Source organism: Lentzea kristufekii, assembly GCF_033949925.1.
Lineage (GTDB): Bacteria > Actinomycetota > Actinomycetes > Mycobacteriales > Pseudonocardiaceae > Lentzea > Lentzea kristufekii.
The window spans coordinates 40,922-58,549 of sequence record NZ_JAXAVV010000025.1; the positions used below are offsets into that span (position 1 = coordinate 40,922).

The window sequence follows — 17,628 nt, forward strand, 5'->3', positions numbered from 1 at the left end:
CGGTGATCGGGATGGGCCGCTCGGTGTGTCGTTCGGTCAGACCTGGTCGCCCGGCTGGTGCAGCGACCGGGGCTGCTCGGTCTCGAAGTCGGACCCGGCCAGTTCCGGCAGCGGCGAGGTGCCGGCGACCGGACGCGGCATGCCGCTGAGCGGACCGGGCACCTCCTGACGTGCCACCGCCTCCGCGGCGGCGACGGCCTCGGCGACCTTCGGGTCGGACTTGAGGTCGAACCAGGCGGCGACCGACTCGTCCTCGTCCTCCGGGCGTGAGGTCTCACCCTCGTCGGTGGCCGGGGGCTCGTAGCGGAACACGCCGTCGTCGCCGGGTGCGCCCAGCATGCGGGCGAACCCCTCGAGGGCCTTGCCGTAGTCGGACGGGATCATCCAGACCTTGTTCGCGTCGCCCTGCGCCATCTGCGGCAGCGTCTGCAGGTACTGGTAGGCCAGCACCTCCGGCGTGGGCTTGCCCGCCTTGATCGCGGCGAACACCTTCTCGATGGCCTTGGCCTGACCCTGCGCCTGCAGGTAGCGGGCGGCACGTTCACCCTGCGCCCGCAGGATCTGCGACTGCCGCTCACCCTCGGCGGACAGGATCGCGGCCTGCTTGCCACCCTCGGCGGCGAGGATCTGCGACTGCTTCTGGCCTTCCGCGGTCTTGATCGACGACTCGCGCTGGCCCTCGGCGGTGAGGATCATGGCGCGCTTCTCGCGGTCGGCGCGCATCTGCTTCTCCATCGAGTCCTGGATGGAGGGCGGCGGGTCGATGGACTTGAGCTCGACGCGGGCGACGCGCAGGCCCCAGCGGCCGGTGGCCTCGTCGAGCACCCCGCGCAGCTGACCGTTGATGTGGTCACGCGAGGTCAGCGTCTCTTCGAGGCTCATGCCACCGACGAGGTTGCGCAGCGTCGTGATGGTGAGCTGCTCGACACCGACGATGTAGTTGGAGATCTCGTACACCGCGGAGCGCGGTTCGGTGACCTGGAAGTACACGACGGTGTCGATGGACACGGTCAGGTTGTCCTGGGTGATCACCGGCTGGGGCGGGAACGACACGACCTGCTCGCGCAGGTCGATGCGGGCGCGCACCTTGTCGATGAACGGGACCATGATGTTCAGGCCGGGTGCCGCGGTGTTGCGGTAGCGGCCGAGGCGTTCGATGACGGCGGCCTGCGCCTGCGGGATGACCAGCACGGATTTGACGGCGATGGTCAGCACGAAGATCGCGATGACGGCGGCGATCACAGCGGTGATCGGGTCCAACTCGGTTCACACCCTCCTGCGGGCGCTCACATCGCGGCTATCACCACGGCGACGGCGCCCGAGATCTCGACAACGGTGACGGCTTCGCCTTCTTCGACCACGGACCCGTCGAGGGTGCGTGCGCTCCAGGTGTCGCCGCCGATCTTGACCTGCCCGCCGTGCTCGGTCACCTGCGTCACCGCGACGGCCCTGCCGCCCAGCAGTGCCTCGTGGTGCATCCGGATGCCGGAGCCGAGCTGCAGCCGCTTCTTGAGCAGCGGCCGGGCCGCGACGATCAGGCCCACCGACGAGGCCGCGAAGACGAGCACGCTCACCAGGTCGGGAACACCCAGTACGGACACGCCTGCCGCGGCCAGCGCGGCGGCGCCGAGCATGACCAGCACGAAGTCACCGGAGAGAACCTCGGCGACGACGAGCAGTATCCCGACGATCAGCCAGATCAGGGCGGCCATGGCCCATGCATACACCAACGGGGAGCACCGGGGTCCGAGATTCACCGTGCTGGGCCCCGGACCGTAACGAAATCGATCAACGGCAGATGTTCTGGGCGAAGGAGGCGTGATGGCGAAGTCGGTGAGGTCCCGCACGGGCCGGTTCGTGTCCGGGCTCGTGCTCGCGGGCGCGGTGGTGGGGCTGGTGATCGTGTTGCAGTCCTCGGCCGAGCAGCGGTCCTGGGCCAGTTCCGAGGCGACGGTGCTGGAGCGGCTGAAGTCCGGCAAGAGCGTCTCGGTGAAGGTCGAGTACTCGCTGCCCGACGGCTCGAAGCAGGTCGAGACGTTGTCGGAGAACGGGTCCGCCCACCAGCCAGGTACACGCGTGACCGTGCGCTACGACCTGCGTGACGGGCGGGTCGTGGACTCCGCGCTGGCCGACAACGACCAGGTGTTCTGGGTGCTGGGCGTGATGCTGGGCGTCGTGGCGGTCGGTGCGCTCGGTGTGAACCTCATCGCGTGGACTCGCCAGCGCCGCTCCGGCTGAGGCGCGGTCAGTCCTGGGGGACGGTGACGAAGTCGATGAGCCGTTCGACGGCGCCGAGCAGGTCGGACTCGATGTCGCGGTAGCTGGAGACCGCACCGAGGACGCGCTGCCAGCCCTCCCACGTCTCACCCCAGCCCAGCTGGGCGCACACGCCGGTCTTCCAGTCGACGCCGCGCGGCACGACGGGCCAGGCCTTGATCTTGACGGCCTGGGGCTTCACGGCCTGCCAGATGTCGACGTAGGGGTGGCCGGTGACCAGCACGTTGTCGTCGCGGATCTGATCGACGACGCGCTGTTCCTTGGAGTTGGCGACGAGGTGGTCGACCAGGACGCCGAGGCGGCGGTGGGGCGCGGTGCCGAACTCGGCGATGCGCTGCGGGAGTTCGTCGACGCCGTGCAGGGGTTCCACGACGATGCCTTCGACGCGCAGGTCGTGGCCCCAGACGCGTTCGACGAGCTCGGCGTCGTGCTTGCCCTCGACCCAGATGCGGCTGGCCTTGGCGGTCTGGGCGCGCAGGCCTTCGACCTTGACCGAGCCGGACGCGGTGATCTTCTGCTTGGGCGCCTGCGGTGCGGGCTTGACCAGGGTGACGGGGTGTCCGTCGACGAGGAACCCGGCGGGGCGCAGCGGGAACAGGCGGTGGCGGCCGTGGCGGTCCTCCAGGACGACCTGGCCGTACTCGAACTTCACGACGGCCCCGCAGAAGCCGCTGGCGGGGTCCTCGACGACGAGGCCGGGTTCGGCCGCGATCTCGGGGACCTTCTTGCGCTTCGGGGTCGAGAGGATGTCGCGGCCGTAGTCGTGGGAACGCACGGCTCGCAAGGTTAGCCGTAGAACGGTTTGAAGGCGGTGAGCCACTCGTGGACGCGGTCGAGGTCCACATCGGCGCCGTGCAGGTCGTGTCCGCCGTGCACGAAGTCGAGCCAGTCGATCGCCGGGTCGCCGACGCAGGCCCGCGGGTCGATCGCGACCGGTCCGTCCGGGCCTTGCAGGACGTTGCCGGGGTGCATGTCGCCGTGCAGCAGCACGGGTTTGACGTTGTCGCCGGCGAGTTTGCGGGCGCGGTGGTGTTCGGTGGCGTAGTAGGTGCCGGTCCGGCGGGTGAGCACGGTCTCGAACAGGAAGTCGACGCGTGCTTTGAGCGGCGGGAACCCCGCGGGCTTCGCCTCGTGCAGGTGCGGGACGACCGTCGCGGGGGCGGTGGCGGGGGTGCCGGGCCGGATCGGTTGCAGCAGCAGCGCGCCGCGGCTGAGGTCGGCGTCGAGGAGGTCGACCATGGCGGGCGTGTGGGCCCAGGCGGTCAGTGCCCGTGCCTCGTGCACGGCGATGTCGTGGTCCGGGGTGAGTTTGAGGACGGCGTTGGTGCACAGGAACGTGGTGCCGGTGCCGCCGGGCATGTGGTGCAGGAGCGTGAGGCCCCAGCGGGCGGTGAGCGTGGCGACCAGGTCGGGCAGCGCGTCGATCCAGCCCGTCACATCAGCGCCGAAACGTCGGATCAGCCGGGTTCTGTCCTCGTCGTCGATCACTCCACTCAGATTAGCGAGTTCGCTCCCGTTTCGCGGCGGAACTGGTAGTCCGCCAGCGCCGGGCGCCACAGTCCGTTGGCGTCGAAGCACGTGGAGAGCAGCCGCAGGTCCGCCTCGTCGCCGGCGACGACGACCTTGCCGTCGACGACCCACCTGTTGACCGGCAGCAACGGCACGGGCCACCCGGCGATGAGCAGCCGGTCGCACACCAGGCGCTGCAGCCGTCCGCCGTCGTTGTCGACGATGACGGCGGGGGTGTCGAGGTCGAGGTCGCGCACGACCGCGTGCGGGTAGCGCCGGACGCCGATGTCGGCCAGCGTCTCGGCACCGGGTCCGATCAGGTGAACGGGTCCGAACCGGCGTGCGAGGCATGTGGCCGCCCAGGCGCCGAGATCGGCGGCACCCACCACGACGATTCGTTCGAAATAGGTCATGTCACCCGTGTCCCGCATTCATGATTTGAATGTTTATGCAGGTCAGAACGCCTTCAAGAAGATAGGGGCACGATGATCCGCCGTCAAACCCCAGGGCTGTCTCAATTGGAAGATGTCAATGGGCAAGGAATAGTTCACCGATGACCGCCACCGTCAGTAGGTGACGGTGATCGTGCGGGCCGGGCCGTCGACCTCGACGGTGCCGCCGACGGGGATGACGAGCTGCGGGTCGGTGTGGCCGAGGTCGACGTCGAACACGATCATCGTGCCGGGCGCGTACTGCGCGAACGCCTTCAGGACCGCCTCGCGCTGCGCGGTGGTGTAGGCGGCGCGGCCGGTGTCCTGGTCGGTGAACGACCACGCCTTGGCGCGCCCGACGAGCACGGCCGCGAACCGCCCCAGCAGGCCGCGTTCACCGATGTTGCGCAGGATCCGGTACACCTCGGTCGCGGACGGCATCTCCTCACTGGTCTCGAAGAACAGCACCATGCCGTCGTAGTGCTCGGGCGCGTTGATCTCCCGGCCGGCCATCATCAGCCACGACAGGATCTCCAGGTTGCCGCCCCACGACCGGCCTTTCACGGTGCTGTGGGGCTGGTGCCAGATCCAGCCGCCGCCCGGTTCGAGGACGGGTTCGGCGTCGAAGGTGCGCGGGTCGTCCCAAGCACCGTCCTGGTCGCCGTAGGCCGTGGACTCGGTGAGCCGGTACTCCCCCGGCGTGAACAGCGCGGCCCGCAGCGAGTCCGCGGTGGCCGGGTGCATCGCGCCGGGCCGGCCGAACTGGACCATGACGCTGCCGCCGTAGAAGCCGGTGATGCCGCGGTTGGCGAGCCACGTCAGCAGGTTGGTGTTGTCGCTGTGCCCGAAGAACGGCTTGGGGTTGGCCTTGATCAGGTCCTCGTCGAGGTGCGGGAGGACGGTGATCTGGTCGTCGCCGCCGATCGTGGCGATCACGGCCTTGATGTCCGGGTCGGCGAACGCCGCGTGCAGGTCGGCCGCCCGTTCCCGCGGGGTCGAGCCCATCTTGCGGGTGGCCGGGTACTCGACCGGGACGAGGCCGAAGTCGTGTTCGAGGCGCTTGAGGCCCAGTTCGTGGGGCTGGGGGAACAGGCCCGCCACGCCGGAGGCCGGGGAGACGATCGCGACGCGGTCGCCGGGGCGGGGTTTGGGCGGGTTGATCAACTGCATGGTCGCCGAGCGTAGTGACGCCGCGCGAGCGGATCACCGCGATTTACCGGCAAGTGAGCTAGAACGCGGGCCAGGGAATGGCGGGCCAGTCGCCGGACGGTTCGGGGTAGACACCGGCGGCCAGCAGCTTGTCGACCCGTTCCCCGACGGCGCGGACTTCGGCGCGGGTGAGGTGGTCGTGCAGCGACTCCCCCAGGGTTCCGTCGAGCTCGGATCTCAGGCGGCGCAGCGACTCGACGACGTGCTCGGGGAGGGGTTCGCGGGCCCAGCCCCACAGCACGGTGCGGAGTTTGGGTTCGGTGTGCAGGCAGATGCCGTGGTCGACGCCGTACACGGCGCCGTCGAGCGCGTGCAGGACGTGGCCGCCCTTGCGGTCGGCGTTGTTGACGACGACGTCGAAGGCGGACATCTCGGCGATGCGGGGGTGGTCGGCGTGCACGAGGACGGCCGGGTCGCCGAAGCGGTCGTGGGCGTGGAAGACGGGGATCCAGCCGGGTTTGACGTCGTCGACGCCGATGATGTCGACGAGTTCGTCTTCTTCGCGGGTCTCGATCCAGAGCTGGACCATGCCGGTGCCGAACGGGCCCGGGCGCAGCACGGTGGGCGGCACGATGCCGATGCCCGACGCGGCGGAGATCAGGTAGGTGGCCACCTCGCGGCCGGCGAGCGTGCCGTCGGGGAAGTCCCACAGCGGCCGTTCGCCTCGCACGGGTTTGTAGACGCACTGGGCGTCGACGCCGTCCAGCGAGATCTTGCAGAACAAGGTCGCGTTGGAGGCGTCGACCAGGCGGCCTTCGACCTCGATGCGGCCGTGTTCGAGCAACCGCAGGGCCGCCGAGGTGTCCACGTCAGTCTTCTTCGGTGCGGCGGTAGCCGTTCTGCCGGGGGCAGATGTGGCCGTCCGCGTCGAGCGGTTCGTTGCACAGCGGGCAGGGCTTGCGGCCGGCGTTGACGACGCGGTCGGCGCGTTCGGCGAAGGCGCGGGCGGCGGACGGGGACAGGAAGACCCGCACGGCGTCGGGGCCTTCCTCGGTGTCGTCGAGCACGACGGCCTCGTCGACCTCCTCCTCGGAGACCGCGAGGAGCTCGATGACGACCGCCTTGGACTCGGCGTCCCAGCCCAGCCCCATGGTGCCGACGCGGAACTCCTCCTCGACGGGCACGTCGAGGGGCTGGGTGTCGAGGTCGTCGGGCGGGGCGTCGTCGGGCACGTCGGTGCCGAAGCGGCGATACACCTCCTCGAGCAACGAGCCGATGCGCTCGGCGAGGACCTGGACCTGCTGCTTTTCCAGGGCGACGCTGATCAACCTGCTCTGCTCGGAGGCCTGCAGGTAGAAGGTGCGGTCGCCGGGCTGCCCGACGGTTCCTGCGATGAACCGGTCGGGTGCGCGGAATACGTGAATGACGCGAGCCATGGCAGATACGACCCTAGGCCACGCGGAGATCGTCGGCAGGTCCTCCCCCACCAAACACTCCGCGTATAGGGTCGGGCTGTGGTGAAGATCGCTTCGTACGGGACCTGGACCTCGCCGATCAGCGCCGGCGACACCTCGAAACCGGGAGGTGGGTTCCAGTGGGCCGACCTGCACGGCGAGCAGGTGTGGTGGGCGGAGAGCCGGCCTGCCGAGGGCGGCAGGGTGGCGTTGGTGCGCGACGGTGTGGAGGTGCTGCCCGCGCCGTGGAACGCCCGCAACCGGGTGCACGAGTACGGCGGCCGGCCGTTCGTGGTGCTGGCGCCGGACAGGGTGGCGTTCACGCATTGGGCCGACCAGCGCGTCTACGTGTTCGACCCGGACTCCCCCGAGCCCAAGCCGTTGACCGAGGCACCGCAGCGGCACCACGGGGTGCGCTACTCCGACCTGTCGGCGGGCCCGGACGGCGAGGTGTGGTGCGTGCGGGAGACCGTCACCGGTGACGCGCGCACCGACGTGCGCCGTGACCTGGTGGCGATCACCCCGGCGGGCGAGGTCCGTGTGCTGGGCGCCTCGCACCACTTCATGACCGGCCCGAAGATCAGCCCGGACGGCACCAGGTTCGCGTGGATCGGCTGGAACCACCCGCAGATGCCGTGGGACGGCACCGAGCTGTGCGTCGCCGAGGTCGGTTCGTCCACCCACGAGGTGGTCGCGGGGTCGACGACGGAGGCGGTGTGCCAGTTCGAGTGGGAGGGCGAGCACCTGCTGGCGCTGACCGACCCGGACGGCTGGTGGAACCTGTTCCGCGTCTCCCCCGACGGCACGCGCAAGAACCTGGCGCCGTGCGAGGAGGAGCTGGGCGGGCCGATGTGGCGGCTGGGCAACCGCTGGTTCGCGACGCTCTCGCCGGGCCGTTACCTGGTGGTGCGCTCGGGGCAGCTGGCGGTGCTCGACGAGCGGTCCGCGACGGTGACCGACGTGCAGACCGACCTGCCGACGTGGGTGCCGGACCTGTCGGTGCGCGACGGCGTGGTGGTCTGCGCGGCGGCGGGGCCGACGTCGGACTTCGCCGTGGTGCGCCTGGACCTGTCCAACGGTGAGCTGACCTACCTGACCGGCGGGGAGGAGTCCCCGGAGGCCGCGTACCTGCCGGTGCCGGTGGAACGCGTGTTCGGTGAGATCCCGGCGTACGTGTACGCGCCGTCGAACCCGGATTTCGCGGGCCCCGAGGGTGAGTTGCCGCCGTACGTGGTGCATGTGCACGGCGGGCCGACGGGGCGTGCGCTGCCCAAGCTCGACAGCGACATCGCCTACCTGACCAGCCGCGGTATCGGTGTGGTGGCGGTGAACTACGGCGGGTCGACCGGCTACGGGCGGGCGTTCCGCGAGCGGCTGCGCGAGCAGTGGGGTGTGGTGGACGTGCAGGACTGCGCGTTCGTCGCCCAGCAGCTGGCCGCGGAGGGCACGGCGGACCCGAAGCGGTTGGGGATCCGCGGTGGTTCGGCGGGCGGCTGGACGTCGGCGGCGTCGCTGACGTCCACGGACGTGTACCGGTGCGGCATGGTCGCGTTCCCGATCCTGGATCTGGCGGGGTGGACGTCGGAGGGCGGCGAGACGCACGACTTCGAGTCGCGCTACGTCGAGGGCCTGGTCGGGACGCTGCCGGAGGCCGCGGACCGCTATCGGGACCGGTCGCCGTCGACGAAGGCGCGTCAGGTGTCGGGGCCGGTGCTGCTGTTGCAGGGCCTGGAGGACGAGATCTGCCCGCCGGAGCAGGCGGACCGGTTCGCCGCGGACCTGGCCGGGTCGGGCATTCCGCACGCGTACCTGAGGTTCGAGGGTGAGCAGCACGGGTTCCGGATGGCCGAGAACATCAAGACGGCGCTGGAGGCGGAGCTGTCGTTCTACGGGCAGGCGTTCGGGTTCGTGCCTCCGGGTGTGCCGGTGCTGGACCTGTCGGAGTGAGTCTGCTGTGCGCCGGGGATCGGGTCGCGCTGGTGTCACCGGCCGGCCCGGCCCTGGCTTCGAGGATCACCGCGGGCGCGGAGGTGCTGCGGTCGTGGGGCCTGGAGGTCACCGCACCGGTGGTGCGGCCGTGGTCGTTGCCGTACCTGGCGGGGTCCGACGAGGCGCGGGCGGCGGAGTTCGTGGCGGCGTGGTGTTCGGACGTGGCGGCGGTGTTCAGCGTGCGCGGCGGCTACGGGTGTCTGCGGATGACGGACCTGGTGCCGTGGAAGGACCTGCCGCCGCGGGTGTTCGTGGGTTCGTCGGACGTGACGGTGCTGCACACCGAGCTGAACGCGGTGGGTCAGTCCACGGTGTTCGGGCCGATGCCGGGCACCTCGGACTTCGTCGACGATCCGCTTGCCCAGGCTCGGCTGCGCGAGGTGCTGTTCACGGGCACGCGGTCGTGGACGGCGGGAACGCCGGTGGTGGCGGGCACGGCGCGCGGGGTGCTGACGGGCGGGAACGCGGCGTTGCTGGCGGCCTCGATCGGCGGGCCGCGGTGGGCGCCGCCGGTGCCGGGCGCGATCGCGTTGCTGGAGGACATCGGTGAGGAGCCCTACCGGCTGGACCGGATCCTGACGCAGCTGTTGCGGGCGGGCTGGTTCGAGCCGGTGTCGGGCATCGTGCTGGGGTCGTGGACGGACTGCGGTGACGTGTCGGCGGTGCTGGCGGACCGGCTGTCGGGGCTGGGTGTGCCGATCCTGGGGGATTTCGGGTTCGGGCACTGCGCGGGCTCGTGGTCGTTGCCGCTGGGGGTGACCGCGGAGCTGGACGCCTCAGCCGCGAGGCTGACGCTGCTCTAGCGCGTCGGCCCGCAGCTGGTCGGTGTGCCGGCTGATGTCGGCGATCTGCCGCGCGAGGCCGGGCTGCCCGTCGCGCAGGCCGGGCCCGGCCTGCGCGAGAGGGCCGAGCAGGCCGGCCGCGTCCTCGCCGGCGAGCGCCTGTTGCACGGCGGGGTCGTGCGGGCCCACCTGGGCGGCCAGGTTCCGCAGCACGGCGGCGTTCTGCTGCGCCCACGCGGTGACGGCCTTGTCTCCCGCGCGCCGGTCGCGTTCGGCCTGCACGCGTTCGTCGCCGGTGCCGCCCTCGCCTGTGCGGCGCACGCGCAGGTAGCGCTTCTCGGCGGCCTGGCGGCTGGCGACGCCGAGGGCCGGGGCGAGGTCGGCCCAGCTCGTGCCCAGCGCGCGTGCGGCCTCGATGAGCTGGGGCTCCCACCCGGACAGTTCGTCGCGCAGCTGCCTGAGCAGCATCAACGCCGCGAGGACCTCGGTGGCGTCACCGGGCGCCGCGGCCGCGGACCGGACCGCGTCGTAGTCGTTCGCCATGTCATCCTCCCGATGACGCAGGGGACTTGTCATCGTTCCGACGACATGCTACAACGGTGGGGCAGCGCATTGACAGTCCTACGAGTGATGACTGGAGGTGTCAGATGTTGATGCGCACTGACCCGTTCCGCGAGCTGGACCGGCTGACGCAGCAGGTGATGGGGTCCGCGGGGACGTGGTCGCGGCCGACGGCGATGCCGATGGACGCCTACCGCGACGGTGACGAGTTCGTGGTGGCGTTCGACCTGCCGGGCGTGCCGGCGGACGCGATCGACCTCGACGTCGAGCGCAACGTGCTGACCGTGAAGGCGGAGCGCCGGCCGGTGGGCAAGGACGTCGAGATGCAGGTGTCGGAACGGCCGCTGGGCGTGTTCTCGCGGCAGCTGTTCCTGGGCGACTCGCTCGACACCGACCACATCGACGCCAAGTACGACGCGGGTGTGCTGACGCTGCGGATTCCGATCGCGGAACGCGCGAAGCCCCGCAAGATCGCGATCTCCGCGGGCGAGGACGCGCCGCGCCAGATCGACGCCTGACGCACCCCGGCGGGCGGCGGCCGTCCGGGTGACGCCCGGTAGGCTTCCGCCCGCCATGAGACCGCAGCCCCAGTGGACGGCGCTGGACGTCTACGCGTCCAATTCCGACCTTTACGCAGATCCCCGACTGGTGGAACGGGTGGATTACCGGCGTCGCTTCAAGCGGCACCGGCCCCGGACCCCGTCGGTCGTACTCGCCCCGCACGGCGGCGGCATCGAGGTCGGCACCTCGGAACTGTGCCTCGCGATCGCGGGCTACCACCCCTCCACGCGGGTGCCGATCGGCCAGACCCACGACTACTGGATGTTCGAGGGCCTGCGCACGGCCTCGAACGACGAGCTGCACGTGACGTCGTCGAACTGCGACGACCGGGTGGCGCGGCAGCTGGTGTCGGGTGCCTCGCACGCGCTGGGCCTGCACGGCTGCACGGCGGCCGCGGCGGGCCTGGAGGACCACGACCGGGCGGTGCTGGTCGGCGGCCGGGACGCGTTGCTGCGCCTGGAGCTGCTGACGCGGCTGCGGCGGGCGGGTTTCCACACGATCGACGCCGTGGACCACCCGATCCTGGGCGGCTACGACCGGGCGAACATCGCGAACCGCACACGCGGGCGGCAGGGCGGGCAGCTGGAGCTGACGACTCCCCTGCGTTCGGCGATGTTCGAGGAGAACTCGCGGCCCGCGCGGCGGCACACGACGACCGAGGTGTTCTGGGACTTCGTGCACGCCTGCCGGGCGGCGCTGGCGGCGCGTGAGGCGCTGAACAACTGAACGCCTGGCCGGTAGTCATGGCCGAAACCCGAGGACTGCGTTGGTGCTGTGGGCGTCTGCAAGTACCACCAACTCGTGATCGAATCGCCGTCAACTACACCCAACTCGTTCGCCGCACGTGTGCTCGATGGCGCTGTTGGTAGTAGAAAAGTGCCCGTCGACGGTGAGTTGGCGGTACTTGCAGACGCCGTCAAGCCACGGAGCGGTCCCTTTTGTCCTTACACGTACTTCCTGAGTTCCCTCTTCGCCAGCGACATGCGGTGGACCTCGTCGGGTCCGTCGGCCAGCCGCAGGGTGCGGGTGGCGGCCCACAGTTCGGCGAGCGGGAAGTCCTGGCTGACGCCGGCGCCGCCGTGGGCCTGGATGGCCTTGTCGAGGACCCATTCGGTCATCGACGGGACGCCGATCTTGATGGCCTGGATCTCGGTGTGGGCGCCCTTGTTGCCGACGGTGTCCATCAGCCACGCGGTCTTGAGCACGAGCAGCCGGGCCTGTTCGATGCGGACGCGTGATTCGGCGATCCACTCGTGCACGACGCCCTGGGCGGCGATGGGCTTGCCGAACGCGACGCGCGAGGAGGCGCGGCGGCACATCAGTTCCAGGGCGCGTTCGGCCATGCCGATCAGGCGCATGCAGTGGTGGATGCGGCCGGGGCCGAGGCGGGCCTGCGCGATGGCGAAGCCCTCGCCCTCGCCTGCGATGAGGTTCGAGGCGGGGACGCGGACGTCCACGAACTCGATCTCGGCGTGGCCGCCGTGGGCGTGGTCGCCGTAGCCGAAGACGTGCATGGCGCGCTTGACGGTGACGCCGGGGGTGTCGCGCGGGACGAGGATCATCGCCTGCTGGCGGTGACGTTCGGCGTCGGGGTCGGTCTTGCCCATGACGATGAAGATGGCGCAGTTGGGGTTCATCGCGCCCGAGGACCACCACTTGCGGCCGTTGATGACGTAGTCGTCGCCGTCGCGTTCGATGCGGGTGGCGATGTTGGTCGCGTCGGAGGAGGCGACCTCGGGTTCGGTCATGCAGAACGCGGAGCGGATCTCGCCGTCGAGCAGGGGCTGCAACCACTGCTTCTTCTGCTCGTCGGTGCCGAACATGGTCAGCACTTCCATGTTCCCGGTGTCCGGGGCCGCGCAGTTGAGCGCCTCGGGGGCGAGGTGGGGGCTGCGGCCGGTGATCTCGGCCAGCGGCGCGTACTGCAGGTTCGTCAGGCCCGCGCCGTGCTCGGGATCCGGCAGGAAGAGGTTCCACAGGCCCTGGCGGCGGGCCTCGGCCTTGAGCTCCTCGAGGATCGGCTGGCGTTCCCACGGGTCGGCGGCGTCGTGCAGCTGCTGTTCGAGGACCGCTTCGGCCGGGTAGACGTGTTCGTCCATGAACGCGAGGAGCTTGGTGCGCAGTTCCTCGGTCTTGGCGTCGTAGGCGAAGTCCATTAGAGCTCCTTGTGGGCGGCGGCGAGTCCCTGCCGCACGAGGGGAACGGTGAACGCGCCGAGCTTTTCGAAGCCGGCGCCGACGGTCTTGCCACTGGCGAAGCGGAAGTGGATGCCTTCGACGATGACGGCGAGCTTGAAGTAGCCGAAGGCGATGTACCAGCCCAGGCCGGAGGTGTCGGTGCCGGTGCGGGCGGTGTAGCGGGCGACGAGTTCGTCGGCGGTCAGGAACCCGGGCAGGGACGGCACGCTGCCGGTGATGGGGTCGTTGTCGACGCCCAGGCCGGCCCAGTAGACGTAGAGCAGGCCGAGGTCGGCGAGCGGGTCGCCGAGGGTGGCCATCTCCCAGTCCAGGACGGCGCTGATGGCGAGCGGTTCCTGGGTGACGAGGGCGTTGTCGAGGCGGTAGTCGCCGTGGATGATCGCGGCGCGCGGCGAGTCCGGGACGGTGTCGGCGAGCTTGTCGCGCAGTTCGTCGATGCCGGGCAGCTCACGGCTGCGGGAGGCGTCGAGCTGCTTGCCCCACCGCTTGACCTGCCGGGCCATGAACCCCTCCGGGCGGCCGAAGTCCTGCAGGCCGACGGAGGCGGGGTCGACGGAGTGCAGGTCGGCGAGCACGTCGACGAGGCGCTCGGACAGGACGCGGGCGTCGGAGGGGGTGAGCCACGGGCACTGGCCGCGTTCGCGCAGGGCGGCGCCGGGCATCTCCTGCATGAGGTAGAAGGGCGCGCCGATGACGGAGGTGTCCTCGACCAGCTGGTGGGCGCCGGGCACGGGGACGGTGGTGTCGGCGAGCGCGGAGATGACGCGGAACTCGCGGGCCATGTCGTGGGCGGTGGCGAGGACGTGGCCCAGGGGCGGGCGGCGCAGGACCCAGGTGCGGGTGCCGTCGCTGATGCGGTAGGTGAGGTTGGAGCGGCCGCCGCGGAACAGCTCGCCCGTGAGCGGGCCCGTGCCCAGGTGCGTGGCCAGCGCCTGCAGGTCGAGGCCGGGAAGGTCGGTCACAGGTTCACTCCGAGGGTGGCGAGGTGGGCGCGGGTGCTCTCCGCACCGGTGTGGCGGAAGGCGTGCATGCCGACGGCCTGGGCGGCTTCGACGTTGACGGGCGCGTCGTCGAAGAACACCGATCGCGTGGCGGGGACCCCGACCTGCTCGAGGGTGTGGTGGTAGATGCGCTCGTCGGGTTTGCGCAGGCCGATCCGGCCGCTGATCACGACGGTGTCGAACAGTTCGAGCAGCAGGTCCTTCGGGTAGCCCTCGCCCCAGCTGTTGGACAGCAGCGCGGTGTGCAGGCCGGCGGCGCGGGCCTTGCGGACGAGCTCGACCATCGCCGGATCCGGGGTGGCGCCGCCGAACATGCGCTTGAGCAGCCCGTTCTCGTCGATGCCCGCGCCGCTGGTGGTGATCAGCTCGGCCGCGAGCAGCCGTTCGAACTCGGGCACCGTGAGCTCGCCGGTCTCCAGGCGGTACACGGGGTTGCCCGGGAGCGCGTCGCGGCCCAGCCAGTCGCGCATGATGCGACCGTAGACGTCGCGGTCGATGGCCTCGGCGTGCAGCCAGGCGCCGACGAACTCGGGCACGGAGACGGTCAGGACGCCGCCCCAGTCGAAGATCAGCGCGTCGACCTCGGGCCGCTTCACGCCGGGGAGGTCATTGCCTGTTGTGTCACCCACGACTCGGAGGGTACCGACCGGTCGGTATGTCGGCAACAGGTGATCCCGCCCTCCGCCTTTCGATGACCCGACATGTGGTCTTTGTGCGGTTCCCGTGCCTGCCGGACCTCGATACGTTCGAGCCCGAAGGGGGTTCTGATGGCAAAGATCGCAACGGTGGCACTGGCCGCCGCGATGACGCTCACCGTCATCCAGACGCCTGCGGCCACGGCCGGAAGCGACGCTCAGGTGGTCCGCACCGACAAGGGCACCGTGCGCGGAACGGTGACCGAGCAGGTGCGGACGTTCGGGAGCATTCCGTTCGCCGCCGCCCCGGTGGGGCAGAACCGGTGGCGCGACCCGCAGCCGGTGACGCCGTGGCAGGGCGTGCGGGACGCGACGACACCCGCGCCCATGTGCGCGCAGGGCGCCGGACTGGGCTCCCCGCCGTCCCAGACCGAGGACTGCCTCTACCTCAACGTCACCACGCCGACCGGCAAGACGCACCAGCCGCGGCCGGTGATGGTGTGGATCCACGGCGGTTCGTTCACCAGCGGTGGCGCGTCGATGTACGACGCGCGGTGGCTGGCGTCGCGCAACGACGCCGTGATCGTCACGGTGAACTACCGGCTGGGCGTGTTCGGGTTCTTCGGCCACCCCGGCCTGCCCGGATCGGGCACGTTCGGGCTCGCCGACCAGCAGGCGGCCCTGCGGTGGGTACAGCGCAACGCGCGCGCCTTCGGCGGCGACGCCCGCAACGTCACGGTGTTCGGCGAGTCGGCGGGCGGGCTGAGCATCTGCGCCCAGCTCGCCTCACCGCGCGCCGCGGGGTTGTTCGCCAAGGCGATCATCCAGTCCGGGCCGTGCGGGGTCGACTCGCCCTCCTCCACCCGGCCCGGCACGTTCGAGCACCTGTGGAAGCCGCGCACCGAGGTGGAACGGCTCGGGGCGGGCACGGCCGGCTGCGCCGATCTCGCGTGCCTGCGGGCACAGCCCGTGGAGAAGCTGCTGACGGTGCACGACACGTTCTCCTCCCCCGCCTACGACACGGCACTGCTGCCGGTGGACCCGGTCGTGGCCCAGCGCACCGGCCGCATGCACCGGGTACCGACGATGGTGGGCACGACACACGACGAGATGACGTTGTTCGCACCACTGGCCTTCCCACAGCCCATCCCCGAGCAGGCGTACGCCGCGACGCTCACGTCCTTGTTCGGCGCGAACGCGGACAAGGTCGCGGCGCGGTACCCGGTCAACGGCAACGGCGACGCCCGTGACGAGATCGCCCGGCTGCTGACCGACAAGTCGTGGTCGTGCACCTCGCAGGTGACACGGAGGGAGCTGGGCAGGCACGCGCGGGTGTCGGGGTACGAGTTCGCCGACCGTGACGTGCCGATGTTCCTTCCCGGCATGCCGCCGTTCCCCGGCGGATACGGCGCGTTCCACGCCTCGGAGCTGCCGCTGCTGTTCGACTTCGGCGTGCCGCTCACAGCGGGGCAGCGGGAGCTGTCGGACTACATGATCACGGCGTGGGGCCGCTTCGCCCGCACCGGGCAGCCGGGATGGCGGGCCGGCGTGCAGTCACTCGCGGCAGGCAAGATCGGCCCCGCCGATTTCTCCCGCGATCACCAGTGCGGGTTCTGGTCGTCCATCCTGTAGCGCATGCCCGGCTACCGCGACCTCGCCCGCGATCGCGAGTTCCGCGCCCTGCTCGTGGCGCACGTGGTGTCGGTGGCCGGAGACCAGTTCGCCAGGGTCGCGCTGACGGTGCACGTCTACGACCGCACCGCCAGCGCCGGCCTCACCGCGATGACCTACGCGCTGACGTTCCTGCCCGACCTGCTCGGCGGGCCCCTGCTCTCGGGGCTCGCCGACCGGTTCGCCCGCAAACGGGTCATGGTCGCCGCCGACCTCATCCGGGCCGCGCTGCTGCTGGTCATGGCCGTGCCGGGACTGCCCCTGTGGGCACTGGCGGCACTGGTGGTGCTCGTGCAGTTCGCCGGGGCACCGCACGGAGCGGCACGGGCGGCGCTGCTGCCGCACATCCTGCCCGACGAGCGCTACCCGATGGGGCAGGCCGTGCTCAGCACCCTCACCCAGGCCGCGCAGGTCGCCGGATTCCTCACCGGCGGCGCGCTGGTCGCCTGGCTCGGACCCGGCCCGGTGCTCGTCGCCGACGCCCTGACCTTCGCCATCTCCGCCCTGCTGGCAGGGACGTACCTGCTCGGCCGGCCCGCACCGGCACGGGCACACGTGCGGGCGTGGCCGACGGACCTCGTCGGCGGCACGAGGCTGGTGTGGGGTGACCGGCGGCTGCGCGCACTGGTCGCGCTCGCCTGCGTCTCGGGCTTCTACATCGTCGGCGAGGCCCTCGCGGTGCCCTACGCCGCGTCGCTGGGCGCCGGGCCGGCCGGGGTCGGCCTGCTCTTCGGCGCCTACGCCGCGGGCGCGGCCGCGGGCATGCTCGTCGTAGCGCACCTCAACGATCGGCTACAGCTGCGGGTGATGCCGTGGCTGGCCATCGCCGCGTGCGCGGTACTTGTCCCGGCCGCACTGCGGCCGGGCCTGGTCGTCAGCGTGGGAATGTTCGCGCTGTCCGGCGCGGCCAGCGCCTACCACCTGGTGGCGAACACGCGGTTCGTGCGCGCCGTACCGGACTCGTCACGAGGACAGGCGTTCGGCCTGGCCGTCACCGCGCTGCGCGTGTCCCAGGGACTGGGGGTGGCACTGGCGGGGCTGGCGGCCGAGACCGTCGCTGCCCATCTGGTCGTCGCCGCCGCCGGAGCACTCGGAGTGCTCGCGGCGTGCGGTGCGGCGACCCTGTGGCGGCTCAGCGACGCCAGTCGGTCGGACGGGTCCAGTCCGTCGGCCGGGTCCAGTCGGTCGGACGAACGGGACGGCCGGCGGCGGAGACACGGTTGATCATGACTGCTCCTATGGGTGTTCGTTGTGCGTGAACTGCGAAGGGTGTGAGGGCAAGAACTGTGAGGACTACTCACGGTGAGGTCCCCCACATGGAGCCACGACTTTGCGTGACCCGGTAGCTACAGTGGTTGGTTCCTGGACGGTGGTGTGGGGGTGGCAGCGTGCCTTGGCTCGACCCGCGCC

At 70.8% G+C, this 17,628-nt stretch carries 19 protein-coding genes; 7 read left to right on the top strand and 12 right to left on the bottom strand.

Features of this window, described 5'->3' with window-relative positions:
* Positions 1–36: 36 nt before the first annotated feature.
* Entirely contained in the window at positions 37–1,251 is a 1,215-nt protein-coding gene (locus SK571_RS37050) for an SPFH domain-containing protein (protein ID WP_319988852.1), read from the bottom strand.
* 35 nt (positions 1,252–1,286) lie between these two features.
* Positions 1,287–1,712 carry an NfeD family protein gene (locus SK571_RS37055; RefSeq protein ID WP_319988777.1) on the bottom strand — a complete coding sequence of 142 codons (426 nt, stop codon included), beginning with the start codon at positions 1,710–1,712 and terminating at the stop codon, positions 1,287–1,289.
* Positions 1,713–1,821: 109 nt separating this feature from the next.
* On the opposite strand from SK571_RS37055, the gene SK571_RS37060 reads away from it, so the two are divergent.
* Positions 1,822–2,238 carry a DUF3592 domain-containing protein gene (locus SK571_RS37060; protein ID WP_319988778.1) on the top strand — a complete coding sequence of 139 codons (417 nt, stop codon included), beginning with the start codon at positions 1,822–1,824 and terminating at the stop codon, positions 2,236–2,238.
* 7 nt (positions 2,239–2,245) lie between these two features.
* Here the strand turns inward: SK571_RS37060 and SK571_RS37065 are convergent, their stop codons facing one another.
* The 6 genes from SK571_RS37065 to SK571_RS37090 form a co-directional block, all read right to left on the bottom strand.
* Positions 2,246–3,052: a DUF3097 domain-containing protein gene (locus tag SK571_RS37065; RefSeq protein WP_319988779.1), complete on the bottom strand. Its 807-nt coding sequence runs from the start codon at positions 3,050–3,052 to the stop codon at positions 2,246–2,248.
* An 11-nt stretch (positions 3,053–3,063) separates the two neighbouring features.
* Positions 3,064–3,765: a fructosamine kinase family protein gene (locus SK571_RS37070; protein ID WP_319988780.1), complete on the bottom strand. Its 702-nt coding sequence runs from the start codon at positions 3,763–3,765 to the stop codon at positions 3,064–3,066.
* A gap of 5 nt (positions 3,766–3,770) precedes the next feature.
* Positions 3,771–4,199 (bottom strand): hypothetical protein, encoded by a 429-nt coding sequence (locus SK571_RS37075; RefSeq protein WP_319988781.1) that lies wholly within the window; start codon positions 4,197–4,199, stop codon positions 3,771–3,773.
* A 153-nt stretch (positions 4,200–4,352) separates the two neighbouring features.
* Positions 4,353–5,387, bottom strand: coding sequence for a S66 family peptidase (locus SK571_RS37080; protein ID WP_319988782.1), 1,035 nt, complete (start codon positions 5,385–5,387; stop codon positions 4,353–4,355).
* A gap of 58 nt (positions 5,388–5,445) precedes the next feature.
* The gene (locus tag SK571_RS37085; protein ID WP_319988783.1) at positions 5,446–6,234 is read right to left on the bottom strand and encodes an SCO1664 family protein; all 789 of its coding nucleotides are present in this window, start codon (positions 6,232–6,234) and stop codon (positions 5,446–5,448) included.
* Position 6,235: 1 nt separating this feature from the next.
* Positions 6,236–6,802, bottom strand: coding sequence for a DUF3090 domain-containing protein (locus SK571_RS37090; RefSeq protein ID WP_319988784.1), 567 nt, complete (start codon positions 6,800–6,802; stop codon positions 6,236–6,238).
* A 78-nt stretch (positions 6,803–6,880) separates the two neighbouring features.
* On the opposite strand from SK571_RS37090, the gene SK571_RS37095 reads away from it, so the two are divergent.
* On the top strand, positions 6,881–8,767 hold the full coding sequence (locus tag SK571_RS37095) for a dipeptidyl-peptidase 5 (RefSeq protein ID WP_319988785.1): 1,887 nt from the start codon (positions 6,881–6,883) through the stop codon (positions 8,765–8,767).
* A complete protein-coding gene (locus tag SK571_RS37100; protein ID WP_319988786.1) occupies positions 8,764–9,612 on the top strand; it encodes a S66 peptidase family protein in 849 nt (282 codons plus the stop codon). The genes SK571_RS37095 and SK571_RS37100 overlap by 4 nt, the downstream gene beginning before the upstream one ends.
* Here the strand turns inward: SK571_RS37100 and SK571_RS37105 are convergent.
* On the bottom strand, positions 9,586–10,134 hold the full coding sequence (locus tag SK571_RS37105; protein ID WP_319988787.1) for an HSP18 transcriptional regulator: 549 nt from the start codon (positions 10,132–10,134) through the stop codon (positions 9,586–9,588). The genes SK571_RS37100 and SK571_RS37105 overlap by 27 nt on opposite strands.
* A gap of 104 nt (positions 10,135–10,238) precedes the next feature.
* Between SK571_RS37105 and SK571_RS37110 the strand changes: the two genes are divergently transcribed.
* Together SK571_RS37110 and SK571_RS37115 are read left to right on the top strand one after the other, a co-directional pair.
* Positions 10,239–10,670 carry an Hsp20/alpha crystallin family protein gene (locus SK571_RS37110; RefSeq protein WP_319988788.1) on the top strand — a complete coding sequence of 144 codons (432 nt, stop codon included), beginning with the start codon at positions 10,239–10,241 and terminating at the stop codon, positions 10,668–10,670.
* 55 nt (positions 10,671–10,725) lie between these two features.
* Positions 10,726–11,439: a poly-gamma-glutamate hydrolase family protein gene (locus tag SK571_RS37115; RefSeq protein WP_319988789.1), complete on the top strand. Its 714-nt coding sequence runs from the start codon at positions 10,726–10,728 to the stop codon at positions 11,437–11,439.
* A 218-nt stretch (positions 11,440–11,657) separates the two neighbouring features.
* Here SK571_RS37115 and SK571_RS37120 read toward each other — a convergent pair whose 3' ends face one another.
* Genes SK571_RS37120 through SK571_RS37130 form a run of 3 tightly spaced genes read right to left on the bottom strand, consistent with a single transcriptional unit; the run spans position 11,658 to position 14,541 of the window.
* On the bottom strand, positions 11,658–12,869 hold the full coding sequence (locus tag SK571_RS37120; protein WP_319988790.1) for an acyl-CoA dehydrogenase family protein: 1,212 nt from the start codon (positions 12,867–12,869) through the stop codon (positions 11,658–11,660).
* The gene (locus tag SK571_RS37125) at positions 12,869–13,873 is read right to left on the bottom strand and encodes a phosphotransferase family protein (protein ID WP_319988791.1); all 1,005 of its coding nucleotides are present in this window, start codon (positions 13,871–13,873) and stop codon (positions 12,869–12,871) included. The genes SK571_RS37120 and SK571_RS37125 overlap by 1 nt, the downstream gene beginning before the upstream one ends.
* Entirely contained in the window at positions 13,870–14,541 is a 672-nt protein-coding gene (locus SK571_RS37130; RefSeq protein ID WP_319988792.1) for an HAD family hydrolase, read from the bottom strand. Before SK571_RS37130 ends, SK571_RS37125 begins: the two co-directional genes overlap by 4 nt.
* A gap of 138 nt (positions 14,542–14,679) precedes the next feature.
* Between SK571_RS37130 and SK571_RS37135 the strand changes: the two genes are divergently transcribed.
* Positions 14,680–16,179, top strand: a complete 1,500-nt coding sequence (locus SK571_RS37135; protein WP_319988793.1) for a carboxylesterase/lipase family protein — start codon at positions 14,680–14,682, stop codon at positions 16,177–16,179.
* Between the two features lie 3 nt (positions 16,180–16,182).
* Positions 16,183–17,442 (top strand): MFS transporter, encoded by a 1,260-nt coding sequence (locus SK571_RS37140; RefSeq protein ID WP_319988794.1) that lies wholly within the window; start codon positions 16,183–16,185, stop codon positions 17,440–17,442.
* Positions 17,443–17,628 lie beyond the last annotated feature (186 nt).